Origin of the sequence: Nonomuraea sp. NPDC048901, assembly GCF_040649695.1 — a bacterium.
Lineage (GTDB): Bacteria > Actinomycetota > Actinomycetes > Streptosporangiales > Streptosporangiaceae > Nonomuraea.
In genome coordinates this window covers 385,395-398,268 of the sequence record NZ_JBEZFW010000007.1, presented here as the reverse complement: position 1 = coordinate 398,268, position 12,874 = coordinate 385,395, and the positions used below count along the sequence as shown (strand labels likewise).

The following is a 12,874-nucleotide window of genomic DNA, read 5'->3' as shown; positions in this document are numbered from 1 at the left end:
CCAGCTCCGCCCCTAGGTCGTCACGTGTACGACCGAGCCTACCGGTCGCGATGTTGCTGGGCGGACCGAAGAACGCGCAGGTGCCCCCTCCGCCCGACCTCGACCCCTTGGCCGACCGGCTCGCCGCCACCTGACGGCGCGGGCCTGGCGGCCTCCCTGACGGCGTTGGCCAGCGCCTCGAGGTCGTCGGAGCTGGGCGATGTGCCGTCCGTGGGCAGCCGCACCACTTCCCAGCCGCGGGGAGCGGTCAGTCGCTCGGCGTGTTCGGCGCACAGGTCGTAACAGTGTGGCTCGGCGTACGTCGCCAGAGGGCCGAGAACAGCGGTCGAGTCGGCGTATACGTACGTGAGCGTGAAGACTGCAGGCTGACTGCAGGCGGTGCGGGAACAGCGGCGGACGGGGCTCACGGAGGGACCGTATCTGGTAAGAGTGCGAGGCGCCACTATCTGGGCGCTCTTAACGAGCGTGTCGCCACAATTCGGACACCTGTCGCAGCCTTTCTCCCCAACTGCCCCGAAGCCGCCTCCCCGTACACTTGCCGTGTGAACCAACGGCGTGGCCCCAGACGGCGTGACCGGCACGGTCGCGGCATGCGCGGCCCCCTCGCGCCCTCCCATGTGCCGATCGCCAGATCACGCAGCGAGCGGTTCGACGATCTCGTGCTCGACGCCGTCGACCGGCTCCGGCCGCAGTGGGGCAAGCAGCTGGCGGCGGTGGAGTTCGCGGTCGAGGAGGTGCCGCCGCTGAGCGAGCTCGGCGACGGGCCCCGGCTCGGCTCCGAACCGATCCCGTTCGGCCGCGCCGACGTCGCGCGCGGCCAGGATCCGGCCGCCGTCGTCATCTACCGGCGGCCGCTGGAGGCCCGCGCCCGTGACCGCGACACGCTGGGGGCGCTGGTGCACGACACCGTGGTCGAGCAGGTGGCCACCCTCCTCGGCCTGTCACCCGAGACCGTCGACCCGGGCTACGACGACCGCCGCTGACCGCCTGGACCAGCGCGGCGGTCGAAGGTTTGGCAACCCTTGCCTAGTTGCAGAGAGTAGCCATACGATTACCGTGCGTGTTCATTCGTTCCATGCGAAGGAGAGCATCTGTGGGCAGGCACGAGAAGCCCGACAGCCCGAAGGCCGAGGCCCTCGATCCGAAATCCGCCGCGAGCCGAGAAGCCAGCTCCAACAAGGACCAGAACAAGACCTCCAACGGCGCACACAGCGCCGACTCGAAGGACGGAAAGAAGTAGTGAACGACACGGCGCAGGGGGTTGAACGCCTGATCGAGCACCTCGACGAGTTCGACGACATCGGGCCACGCGTCAAAGGGGCGATCCGCGCGGTGCCCCGCCATCTGTTCATCCCTTCGGTCGCGCTCCCCGTGCCGACCACCCCCGACAGCGCGTACATCATCGACCGCGACGCCGACCCGGACGCCTGGTGGGACGCGGTCTACTCGCCCCACTCCATCGTCACCCAGCTCGACGACGGGGCCACCGACATCAGGGACAAGGTGGGCGGCTACTCCTCTTCGGCCTCGGCGCCGAGCACCGTCGCGGACCTGCTCCAGATCCTGGACACCGTGCCAGGCCGCCGGGTGCTGGAGATCGGCACGGGCACCGGCTGGACCGCCGCCCTGCTGTCCCATCTCGTCGGCGCGGAGAACGTGACCTCGATCGAGGTCGACCCCATGGTGGCGGACCAGGCCGCCAAGAACCTGAGCGCGGCCGGCGTGCACCCGCATCTGATCGTCGGCGACGGCGCGGCCGGCTGCCCGGAGCGGGCGCCGTTCGATCGGGTTCACGTCACCTGCGGCATCCGCACCGTGCCGTACACGTGGGTGGAGCAGTGCCGTCCTGGCGGGGAGATCGTGCTGCCCTACTGTCCCGGGTTCGGCGACAACCACGCCCTGCGGCTCGTCGTCGCCCCGGACGGCACCGCGTACGGCCGCTTCCTCGGCTTCGCCTCGTACATGATGATGCGCTCCCAGCGTCCCGTCGCGGACCGCCCGGCCCGTGGCCCAGAGGACAAACACCGCTTCACCACGCGCGTGGACCCCCGCACGATCGCCTACGCTCCGTCCGGAGCAGACCTCGCCATCTCGTCGCTGACGGGCCTGACCTCGAGCGGCAGTGCGGAACCGGACGAAGACGGAGAGCTGTACCGGATGTGGGTGTCCGACCCCGACGAGGCGTACTCCTGGGCGACCGTGGCGTGGCGACCCAACACAGAGGAGTACGAGGTCTACCAGGTAGGCCGGCGGCCTCTGTGGGAGGAGGTCACCGATGCCTACTTCCGCTGGGTGAGCTGGGGCAAGCCCGGCCGCGACCGGTTCGGCATGACCGTCACTCCCCACGGCCAGCAGATCTGGCTGGACGCCACGCCCATCGGGGAAGCACGGATGACGTGGCCGTCGGCTTCGGGAGCGGGGTCCAGGTTCGGGCGGGTGCCAGCGGCTGTTCGGTGATCGGCGACCCGCCCACCACGCATGCGAAAAGGGGTCCCACGGCAGCCCGTGCGACCCCTTCTCATATATCCCATATATCGCTAACCCTTATATCCCTAAACGGCCTCTCGCTTGATCCTTCTGCGCTCCCGCTCGGACAGCCCACCCCAGATGCCGAACCGCTCATCGTGTTCGAGTGCGTACTCAAGGCACTCCGCACGTACTTCGCATGATCGGCAGACCTTCTTGGCCTCTCGGGTGGAGCCGCCCTTCTCCGGGAAGAACGCCTCCGGATCCGTCTGAGCGCACAGCGCACGCTCCTGCCAGCCGAGTTCTTCAGCGTCAAGCTCATCCTGTGCGATGACCAGATCGGTCACTGCACACCTCCCTGCCGCCCGCCCGCAATGGAGCCCCCCATGGAACGCCTTCCTTACTACCCACCCACAGGAAGGCGTAACAACATGGTTGTAATTACACGCGTGTGCCGTACGTGGAGTCAAGCGGCATGCCGGTATCCGGGGAAAGACCAGATCTCGCCCCGGTGTGCATGGCATGTGATGTTCGCACCCCGGCCTCGTCCCTGTTTCCATGGCGTTGGCCTGGGGTGTTGCAACGTCTGGCAGTGGTCCGAACCGTACCAGGGCGGGAGAGACTTCCGCCCGTGGCCCACCTTCTCTCTAGCCGTGCTTTAACGGTCTCTTACCTGCGTGGCTCGTTGGGGCTGTATATGGCCGTGGGGTCGATCGGGTCGTCTCCCTGCCGGGGCGCGTCGCCACCCAGCGCGTCACCACGGAACATCGACTGGTCGAGCCGGACAGTGGACTCCGCCGGGTGGTCGCCCCATCCGGCCGCCTGGGGCTGCGACTGGTGGTGCGGCTGGTAGGGCTGCGGCTCGTACTGAGCCGGCTGAGGCTCGTAAGGGACCTGATGGGCGGGCGCCTGGTGGGCCGGAGGCTGCGTCGGGTAGCCCGGCTGCTGTTGCTGCGGGTGCCCGAAGGGGTCGTCGTACGGCCTGGCCTGCTGCTGGCTCGCGTAGTCGGGAACGCGCAGGTCGGAGGGGGCGCCGGCCGCCGAGTGCTGGTAGGTCTCGGCCTGCTGGTAGGCGTCCAGGAGCTGCTGGGAACGCGGGTCCACCGGCGGGTCGGGCTCCTGGTAGGCGGCCGGGGTGGCGTACTCGTGACCCGAGAAGCCGGTGAAGGGCTGGCCCTGCGGTTGGCTCTGGGGCTGGCTCTGCGGCTGGTCGAAGGCGTTGTGGCCGAAAGGCTGCTGGCCGAACAGGGGCTGCGGCGGGGCTTGGTTCTGCGCCGGGGGTTGGGCTGGGTCGGCGGGCGCCCACGGGTTCGGCTGGCTGTCGACCGTCTGGTAGGCGTTCGCCTGGCTGTCCATGGGGGCGTAGGCGTTGGGCTTGCTGTCCGCGGGGACGTACGAAGCCGCCTGGCTGTCCGGTGTGCTGAACGGGATCAGCTGGTTGTCCGGCGTGTTGTACGGGATCGCCTGGCTATCCGGGGTGTTGTAGGTGATCGCCTGGTTGGCCGGTGTGTTGAACGGCTGGGAGAAGGCGCTCGGCTGGCTGTCCGCGGGGACGTAGGGGGCGGGCTGGTACTCGGGCTTCGGCTGGTGGCCGCCGTCGGGCGTCGGGAAGCTCGGGTCCGTCTGGCCAAAGCCAGGCTGGGGCTGGGGCTGGGGGAAGCCCTGGTCTGGCTGGTCTCGGTCGGTCGTGGCGGGGAATGCGACGGTGACCGGCTGGGGGGTCGAGGCCGGCTCAGGAGTGTAGGGGGGCTGCTCGGGCTGGCCGCCGAAGCTGGGCGGCTGCTGGCCGTAAGCGGGCTGCTCGGGCGCGCCACCATAACTCGGCGGCTGCTGACCATAGGCGGGCTGCTCAGGCTGGCCGCCAGGGCCCGGAGGCTGCTGGCCGTAGCCCGGCTGCTCCGCCGGAGCTCCGAAGCCGTCCGGCTGGCCACCGAAGCTGGGCGGCTGCTGGGCATAACCGGCCTGACCGGCCTGCTCCGCCACAGCCGGACCGCCGTAACTGGGTGGCTGCTGTCCATAACCCGGCTGCTCACCGCCGTAGCTCGGCGGCTGCTGGCCATAAGCAGGTTGCTCAGGCTGGCCGCCAGGGCCCGCAGGCTGCTGGGCGTAGCCGGGCTGCTCGGGCTGGCCGCCATAGCTGGGGGGTTGCTGACCGTAAGACTGCTGATCGGGGAGTTGCTGACCGTACGGCTGCTGCTGGCTGGGGGGCTGCTGACCGTAAGGGGCGTTGGGGAACTGCTGGCCGTACCCCTGCTGGGGCTGGACGGCGGGGCGGTCGGGCAGGACCTGTGGGAGCAGGTAGACCAGCGCGATGGCCGTCAGCGCGAGCACCGGCACGCCCCTGATCACGAACTCCGCCGTCAGCCGCGCACCGCTGCCCGCGAAGAGCCCGAGGATCAGCGTGATCGCGCCGAACAGGGTGGCGATGCCGAGCATGGCCGCCGCGCCGAACGCGACCGGCTTGGCCTGGGACGACGGTGTGCCGACCTTGGTGAGCAGCACTACCGAGCCGAGGAGCAGCGCCGTGGTGACGGGGCTGGTGAAGTTCGCGAAGTTGCTGAAGGCACGGTCCGCGAAGGAGAGGTCGGCGACCACGGAGCCCGAAGAGCTGACCAGGACCTTGCCGATGGCCACGAGGATGTTCAGTCCGCCGCCGGCGAGCATGAGCCAGGCGGCCGGCTCCCTCAGCCGGGCGACGTCAAGTTTGCTCACAAGTACCCCCATCGGACCCTTTGGCCCGAAGGGAGTTTGCCACATCGATGACTTTGGCGGCGGATGTCCGAGCAACCTCTTACGTGCTAGACGTCCACATAAAGCATGGTTTGCTGGGTTTTTCGGAGACCGAAGCGTTGTAAAGCCGCCTCCCGAGACAGGCGTGTCGGTGGCCGGTGCGAGACTGGTCCGCATGCACATCGTGTCCCTCGCCGGCGGCATCGGCGGCGCCCGCTTCCTGCGTGGCCTGCGGGCGACGGCCCCCGACGCCCAGATCACCGTCATCGGCAACACGGGCGACGACATCACCCTGTTCGGCCTGCGCGTCTGCCCTGACCTCGACACTGTCATGTACACCCTGGGCGGCGGCATCGACGAGGAACAGGGCTGGGGCCGCGCCAAGGAGTCCCATGCCGTCAAGGAGGAGCTGGCCGCCTACGGGGTCGAACCGCAGTGGTTCGGGCTGGGCGACCGCGACTTCGCCACGCACATCGTCCGGTCGCAGATGCTGGAGGCCGGCTACCCGCTCTCCCAGATCACCGAGGCGCTGTGCGCGCGCTGGCAGCCGGGCGTGCGCCTGCTGCCGATGAGCGACGACCGCTGCGAGACGCACGTCGTGGTCTCCGACGAGCGCGGGCGGCGGGCGATCCACTTCCAGGAGTGGTGGGTACGCCTGCGCGCCGCCATCCCCGCCGAGTCGATCGCGCTGGTCGGGGTCGAGACCGCCAAGCCGGCGCCCGGCGTGCTGGAGGCCATCGCGGAAGCCGACGTGGTGATCCTGCCGCCGTCCAACCCGGTGGTGAGCATCGGCACGATCCTTCAGGTGCCGGGCATCCGCGAGGCGCTGCTGGCCAAGACCGTGGTGGGCGTCTCCCCCATCATCGGCGGGGCGCCGGTGCGCGGCATGGCCGACGCCTGCCTGACCGCGATCGGCGTCGAGACCAGCGCCCAGGCGGTGCTGGACCTCTACGGCGCGGAGCTGATCGACGGCTGGCTGGTCGCCGAGGAGGATTCCGGCGTCGCTCTCGACGGGGTCAGGGTGGAGTCACGACCGCTGATCATGCACGACGCCGACGCGGCGGCCGACATCGCCCGCGCCACCCTCGACCTGGCCCTGGAGCTCGCCCGATGACCCCCATGAGTCCGGCCGGTCGTGTCGAGGTGTTCGGAGTCCCGGGCATCGGTGAGGTGCGGCCCGGTGACGACATCGCGGCCCTGCTCGGCGACGCCGACCTGCGTGACGGCGACATCCTCGTCATCACCTCCAAGATCGTGAGCAAGGCCGAGGGCCGGGTCCGCCAGGCCCCCGACCGCCTGGCCGCCATCGCCGAAGAGACCGAGCGCGTGGTGGCCAGGCGCGGCGACACCGTCATCTCGCAGACCCGCCACGGCTTCGTCATGGCCGCCGCCGGGGTCGACGCCTCCAACACCGCCCCCGGCACGGTCCTGCTGCTCCCCGAGGACTCCGACGCCTCCGCCCAGCGCATCCGCGCGGCCTTGGCCACCCGCGCACGGGTGGGCGTGATCATCTCCGACACCTTCGGCCGCCCGTGGCGCCACGGGCTGACCGACGTGGCGATCGGCGCCGCCGGCGTGACCCCGCTCGAAGACCTGCGTGGCGGCGCCGACACCCACGGCAACCCGCTCAGCGCCACCGTGACCGCCCTGATCGACGAGATCGCCGCCGCCGCCGAGCTGGTCAAGGGCAAGCTCGCGGGCGTGCCCATGGCCGTCGTACGCGGCCTGTCCCACCTGGTGACCGAGGAGGACGGGCCGGGCGTCCGGGCGCTGGTCCGGCCGGCCGACGAGGACATGTTCCGCTATGGCTCGCGTGACGTGGTGTTCGCCCGCCGGACGATCAGGGAGTTCTCCGCCGAGCCGGTCGACTCCGATGCCGTACGCCGGGCGGTGGCGGCGGGCATCGCCGCGCCGGCGCCGCACCACACGACCCCGTGGCGGTTCGTGCTCGTGGAGTCGGCGCAGACGAAGGTGAAGCTGCTCGACGCCATGCGTGATGCCTGGATCGCCGACCTGCGGGCCGACGGGTTCACCGAGGAGTCGATCACCAAGCGGGTCAGGCGCGGTGACGTGCTGCGCAACGCCCCCTACCTGGTCGTGCCGTGCCTGGTGATGGAGGGCTCACACACCTACCGTGACGAGCGGCGCAACGCCTCCGAACGCGAGATGTTCATCGTGGCGACGGGCGCGGGCGTCGAGAACTTCCTCATCCAGCTGGCCGTCGAGGGACTCGGCTCGGCGTGGGTGTCGTCCACGATGTTCTGCCGCCCGGTGGTGCGCGAGGTGCTCGACCTGCCGGAGTCGTGGGACCCGATGGGCTGCGTCGCGGTGGGCCACGCGGCGGCCCCGCCCCGGGACCGTCCGCCCCGCGATCCGCACGACTTCATCCTGACGCGCTGACAGCCAGTCAAAGGCAGTCAAGGGCCCATTTACCGTTAATAAGGTTTCCTTTACATTCGGAGCATCCCCCCATGTAAAGGAGCACTCCATGAGAAGGATGCTCACGTTACTCACCGTGGCGGTGGTCTCGATCGCCGCCACGGTCTACGTCGCCGAGCCGGCCCTGGCGCACGGCTACATCAACTCCCCGCCCAGCCGTCAGGCCTTCTGCGCGCAGGGTCAGGTGCCCAACTGCGGCGACATCATCTACGAGCCGCAGAGCGTGGAAGGGCCGAAGGGGCTGCGTAACTGCCACGCCAACAACGCCCGCTTCGCCCAGCTCAGCGACGAGTCCAAGCCCTGGCCGGTCACCTCGGTCGGCAACTCGGTGACCTTCAGGTGGACGCTCACCGCCAGGCACTCCACCAGCACCTGGGAGTACTTCATCGGCAACACCCGGGTCGCCTCGTTCAACGACGGAGGAGCCCAGCCACCGGCGACGGTCACCCACACCGTGAACTTCGCCGGCTACAGCGGCCGGCAGAAGGTCCTGGCGATCTGGAACATCGCCGACACGTCCAACGCCTTCTACTCCTGCGTCGACCTGAGGTTCGGCGGCGGCGGCGGGAACCCGACCCCCACGCCCACTCCGACCCCCACCCCGACACCCACGCCGACCCCGACGGTGACCTCGCCGGGTGGCACCTGGGCGCCGAATGTCGCGTACGCGGTGGGCGCGATGGTCACGTACGCCGGGCTGTCGTACAAGTGCATCCAGGCGCACACCTCACTCCCCGGATGGGAGCCGCCGAACGTACCGGCGCTATGGCAGCGCGTCTAGCGCGCGGAATTCACGAGCGAGCGAGGGGGTGCCGGGGCTTCCCGGCGCCCCCTCATTACGTGTCTTCCTCAATACGTCGTCGGCTTGCAGGTGGGGTGGCACAGGCGGCGGGCGAGCGCGGCGAGGAAGACGTCGATGATCTCGTCCGGCTGCTGGGCGATGTGCAGGGAGCCGTTCGTGACCGACGTGATGTCGGACAGGCTCGCCCGGTCCGCGTTGCCGAAGGCGATGATGACGATCTGGATGGGCTTGTTCGGGTCCCACTCCTCGCGGAGCTTGCTGATCAGCTGCGGCAGCTTGATGCCGCGACCGTCGTCCTTGCCCGCGGTGATCACCAGGAGCGTGTTGTTCATCTCCGCGCGATACTTGCCCGCGACCTCGTGGAAGCCGCCGAGTATCGCGTCGTAGAGCGAGCTGTCACGGTCGGGATGCGCGGTGATCGTGGTGGTGAGCTGGTCGAGTACGCTCCTGCGGACCAGCTGGCCGCTCTCGGGGCGGTTGATCGGTCCCATGCTGACGCGCTGCTGGTAGCCCTTGGCCTGGCCGAGCCCGACGGCGAACTCCCACAGCCCCATGTACGTGGTGTCGGGGAAGAGCCGCAGCCCGATCTTGGCCGCGGCCAGCGAGACGCCCAGCCGGGTGGTGTCCTTCAGCTTCTCGGCCATGTGCTTGGAGGTGTCGGCGAGCACCAGGATGTTCGTCGGCGGCGCCAGCCTGCTCCACGCCTGCAGTGCCTCGTCGATGTCCTCGGGCGACACCGAGGGCCGGGTCTTCGGGGCGCCCGTCGGGATCTCCGGCCCCGGCGAGATCGGGCCCTGCGCGCCGTCGCCCGAGTGGAAGCCGGCCCGCCGTACCAGATCCTGGGCCTCGGCGCCGCGTAGCCAGTCGGCGAAGAGCGTCGAGGCTTCGGCGACCGTGGGGTCGGTGGCGGTGACGACGTACGGGTAGTCGAGATTGATCGTGCCCTCACGCGGGCGCAGCGCTACGACGGGGTCAGCCGAGGGCTGCTGGTTGTGCGTCCACACCGACTGCTCGGGCACGATGACCACCGGCCGCTGCCAGAACGTGTGGTCGTCCACAGCGGCCAGCATCGAGCGATAGTCGGGCGCCGAGCCCGCCTGCGCCCAGCGGACGAACGCGGTCAGCGCCTTGTCGGCCTCGGGCCCGTTGCCCACGACGTCCCTGGCGGCGGCGACCGTGGCGATGCCCGCGCCGACCAGTGACGGGTCGGGGACGCGCACGATGTCGGGCTCGTTGGCGTTGGGCGTGAGCCGGCCCCGCACGGTGGAGGGGAAGACCATCCGCCAGTTCATCTCGGTCTTGCCGACGGAGAAGCGCTGCGCCAGCGACGACCGCGTGGCGAACACCAGCGGCGACGTCGCCACCACGCTCTCCCCCGTGGGCAGCGCGCTCGCGCCCTGCTTGCGGGCTAACCGGATCCAGGCGGAGGAGTCGGCGATCCAGCCGTCGGGCCGCTCGCGCAGCACGCCGGCCCGGTCGCCGATCAGCGTACGCAGCACGGTGGCCGGAGGCTGCTCGGTGACCTGGACGAGCACGCACCGGCCGCCGATCGAGTTCTTGGCGTCGTTGAACTTCCCGGCCGCCTCCATGGCCGCCGGAGCGATGTCCACCGCGGCGGCCACGCTGACCAGAACAGGCTCTCGTGTCGTGCACAGCGCGCCGGCTCCGCCGAAGAGCACGACCACGGTGGCGGTGACGATGGCCAGCGCCCCCGCCCCCGCCAGCAGGCCGCGTTGCAGTGCCTTCCTGCGGCGCTGCTCGGCGGGCAGCGCCGCCCGGTGTCGACCCAGCCGCACGGTGCACCTCTCTTCGGGGACTGCCGATTCTTCCAGCGTCGCCCACGACTGGCGCAAGACTCGGTAGAACTTGTTATAACTACGCCATCGGGAGTACCCGCCTGACGCTCTGGCAGACACCGTCGCTCGCCGCCGACGCGGCCAGCCGCTCGTCGTCGGGCCGGCCGTACTCCGTCGTCCGCTGCCGCACCGGCCGGCCGGTGACCTCGACCATCGCGCGCAGCTCGCTGATCGTCTTGTACGAGCCGTTCTCCGACCCGGCCATCCGGCTGATGGTCTCCTCCATCAGCGTGCCGCCGAGGTCGTTCACCCCGCCCTGGAGCACCTGGTGGCACAGGTCGTCCTGGAGCTTGACCCAGGAGCACTGGATGTTGGAGATCGCGCCGTGCAGCAGGATCCTGGCCAGCGCGTGCACGGCCCGGTTCTCCTGCGCGGTCGGGCCCGGCCGGGCGACGCCCGCCAGGTAGATCGGCGAGCTGGTGTGCACGAACGGCAGCAGCACGAACTCCGAGAACCCGCCGGTCTCCTCCTGCAGCCGCCTGATCAGCTTGATGTGCCTGACCCAGTGCACGTGGGTGTCCACGTGGCCGTACATCATCGTGGACGTCGTCGGGATGCCCACCCGGTGCGCGGTGGTGATGACGTCGATCCACTCCTTGGTGGGCAGTTTGCCCTTGGTGAGCACCCAGCGGACGTCGTCGTCGAGGATCTCCGCCGCGGTGCCCGGCAGCGAGTCGACGCCCGCCTCCTTGGCCGCGTGCAGCCAGTCCTCGATGGACAGGTTCGTCCGGCTGGCGCCGTTGATGACCTCCATCGGGGAGAAGGCGTGCACGTGCATGCCCGGCGTCCTGGCCTTGACCGCCTTGGCGAGGTCGAAGTAGGCGGTGCCCGGCAGGTCGGGGTGAATGCCGCCCTGCATGCACACCTCGGTCGCCCCGGCCCGCCACGCCTCCTCCGCACGGTCGGCCACCTGGTCCAGGCTGAGCGTGTAGGCGTCGGCATCGGTCCTGCGCTGGGCGAACGCGCAGAAGCGGCAGCCGGTGTAGCAGACGTTGGTGAAGTTGATGTTCCTGTTGACGACGTACGTCACCTCGTCGCCGACCGCCTGCGCGCGCAGGTCGTCGGCGATGCGGGCCAGCTCGTCGAGCGCCCCGCCGTCGGCCGACAGCAACGCCACGGCCTCGGCCTCACTCAACCCCGCCGGATCCGCCTCCGCCCGCCGCAACGCCGCCCGCACCTCGGACGGCGTATGCCCCCCAGCCGCGCCGGAGTCCAGGCGCTCGCGCAGGGCCTCCCAGTCTCCGTAGACGTTGTCGAAGTCGTCGCGCCGGTCGTTGGTCCGGCCCGTCGTGTCCACCTCGACGTGTAGATCCACCCGTCCAGAAGCCGCGAATCCCCCATCCGGCTCCTGCCACGGCCGCCCCTGGAGCACCGCGTCCTCCCGCGCCAGCCCCGTGACCGGATCCGCCAGCGCCGCCACGTGCGCGAACAGCCGAGGGTCCAGCCACGGCTCCCCCGCCAGCACATACTCCGGATAGATCGTCAGCCGCTCCCGCAGCTGGAACCCCGCCTCCCCGGTCCGTGCCGCCAGGTCGTCGATCTGCGGCCACGGCCGCTCGGGGTTGACGTGGTCGGGCGTCAGCGGCGACACCCCGCCCCAGTCGTCGATCCCGGCCCGGATCATCAGCTCGTACTCGGCGTCGACCAGGTTCGGCGGCGCCTGCAGCCGTACCCGGGGCCCCAGGACGAGCCGGGCCACCGCGATCGTGGCGGCCAGCTCCTGCAGGTCGGCGTCCGGCAGGCCGCGCATGGCGGTGTCGGGCTTGGCGCGGAAGTTCTGGACGATGACCTCCTGGACACCGCCGTACTCGCGCGCCACCCGCCGGATCGCGAAGATCGACTCGGCTCGGTCCTCGATGGTCTCGCCGATGCCGATCAGGATCCCGGTGGTGAACGGCACGTTCGAGCGGCCCGCGTCCTCCAGCACGCGCAGCCGTACCGCCGGATCCTTGTCCGGAGACCCGTAGTGGGCCGCCCCCTTCTCCTCGAACAGCCGCCGCGAGGTCGTCTCCAGCATCATGCCCATCGACGGCGCGACCGGCTTGAGCCGCTGCAGGTCGCGCCAGCTCAGCACGCCGGGGTTCAGGTGCGGCAGCAGCCCGGTCTCCTCCAGCACCCTGATCGCCATCGCGCGCACGTACGACAGCGTGTCGTCATAGCCGTGCGCGTCGAGCCACTCGCGGGCCTGGTGCCAGCGGTCCTCGGGCCGGTCCCCCAGCGTGAACAGCGCCTCCTTGCACCCCATCGCCGCCCCCTGGGCGGCGATCTCCAGCACCTCGTCAGGACTCAGGAACGGCGCGGGCAGTTTGTTCGGCGCCGTCGCGAACGTGCAGTAACCGCAACGGTCCCGGCAGAGCCTGGTCAACGGGATGAACACTTTCCTGCTGTACGTGATGACGCCTTCCCTCCCGACCGCCGTCAATCCGGCATCCCGGATCCGGGAGGCGTGTTCGAGCAACGCGTCAAGGTGCTCATCGCGGGCGTGGAGCAGCACGGCCGCCTCGGTGACGTCGAGGGTCTTGCCGTCGCGGGCCCGGGCGAGAGCACGGCGGAGTGCGGAATCACTTACGAGACTCATACC

The 12,874-nt window shown here is 70.1% G+C and carries 11 protein-coding genes; 6 read left to right on the top strand and 5 right to left on the bottom strand.

Annotated features, from left to right (window positions below):
- Positions 1–38: 38 nt before the first annotated feature.
- Positions 39–407 carry a DUF3499 domain-containing protein gene (locus AB0C30_RS26470; RefSeq protein ID WP_214633499.1) on the bottom strand — a complete coding sequence of 123 codons (369 nt, stop codon included), beginning with the start codon at positions 405–407 and terminating at the stop codon, positions 39–41.
- 183 nt (positions 408–590) lie between these two features.
- Between AB0C30_RS26470 and AB0C30_RS26465 the strand changes: the two genes are divergently transcribed.
- From AB0C30_RS26465 to AB0C30_RS26455, 3 genes are all read left to right on the top strand, one after another.
- Positions 591–983 carry a metallopeptidase family protein gene (locus AB0C30_RS26465; protein WP_357647905.1) on the top strand — a complete coding sequence of 131 codons (393 nt, stop codon included), beginning with the start codon at positions 591–593 and terminating at the stop codon, positions 981–983.
- A gap of 110 nt (positions 984–1,093) precedes the next feature.
- Positions 1,094–1,240, top strand: a complete 147-nt coding sequence (locus AB0C30_RS26460; RefSeq protein WP_357949029.1) for a hypothetical protein — start codon at positions 1,094–1,096, stop codon at positions 1,238–1,240.
- Positions 1,240–2,457, top strand: a complete 1,218-nt coding sequence (locus AB0C30_RS26455; protein ID WP_357949026.1) for a methyltransferase domain-containing protein — start codon at positions 1,240–1,242, stop codon at positions 2,455–2,457. Before AB0C30_RS26460 ends, AB0C30_RS26455 begins: the two co-directional genes overlap by 1 nt.
- 95 nt (positions 2,458–2,552) lie before the next feature.
- On the opposite strand, the gene AB0C30_RS26450 is transcribed toward AB0C30_RS26455, so the two are convergent.
- Both AB0C30_RS26450 and AB0C30_RS26445 read right to left on the bottom strand, forming a co-directional pair.
- The gene (locus tag AB0C30_RS26450; RefSeq protein WP_214633495.1) at positions 2,553–2,813 is read right to left on the bottom strand and encodes a WhiB family transcriptional regulator; all 261 of its coding nucleotides are present in this window, start codon (positions 2,811–2,813) and stop codon (positions 2,553–2,555) included.
- A gap of 322 nt (positions 2,814–3,135) precedes the next feature.
- Positions 3,136–5,178 (bottom strand): hypothetical protein, encoded by a 2,043-nt coding sequence (locus AB0C30_RS26445; RefSeq protein WP_357949024.1) that lies wholly within the window; start codon positions 5,176–5,178, stop codon positions 3,136–3,138.
- A 193-nt stretch (positions 5,179–5,371) separates the two neighbouring features.
- Here AB0C30_RS26445 and cofD point away from each other — a divergent pair, with 193 nt between their 5' ends.
- The 3 genes from cofD to AB0C30_RS26430 all read left to right on the top strand — a co-directional run bounded on the left by cofD (position 5,372) and on the right by AB0C30_RS26430 (position 8,416).
- Complete coding sequence (gene cofD / locus AB0C30_RS26440) at positions 5,372–6,310, top strand: 2-phospho-L-lactate transferase (protein ID WP_357949021.1); 939 nt, start codon at positions 5,372–5,374, stop codon at positions 6,308–6,310.
- A gap of 5 nt (positions 6,311–6,315) precedes the next feature.
- The gene (locus tag AB0C30_RS26435) at positions 6,316–7,596 is read left to right on the top strand and encodes a coenzyme F420-0:L-glutamate ligase (RefSeq protein WP_357949497.1); all 1,281 of its coding nucleotides are present in this window, start codon (positions 6,316–6,318) and stop codon (positions 7,594–7,596) included.
- An 88-nt stretch (positions 7,597–7,684) separates the two neighbouring features.
- Entirely contained in the window at positions 7,685–8,416 is a 732-nt protein-coding gene (locus AB0C30_RS26430; protein WP_357949018.1) for a lytic polysaccharide monooxygenase, read from the top strand.
- A gap of 68 nt (positions 8,417–8,484) precedes the next feature.
- On the opposite strand, the gene AB0C30_RS26425 is transcribed toward AB0C30_RS26430, so the two are convergent.
- Both AB0C30_RS26425 and AB0C30_RS26420 read right to left on the bottom strand, forming a co-directional pair.
- Positions 8,485–10,233, bottom strand: coding sequence for a substrate-binding domain-containing protein (locus tag AB0C30_RS26425; protein WP_357949015.1), 1,749 nt, complete (start codon positions 10,231–10,233; stop codon positions 8,485–8,487).
- Between the two features lie 79 nt (positions 10,234–10,312).
- On the bottom strand, positions 10,313–12,871 hold the full coding sequence (locus AB0C30_RS26420) for a bifunctional FO biosynthesis protein CofGH (RefSeq protein ID WP_357949013.1): 2,559 nt from the start codon (positions 12,869–12,871) through the stop codon (positions 10,313–10,315).
- Positions 12,872–12,874 lie beyond the last annotated feature (3 nt).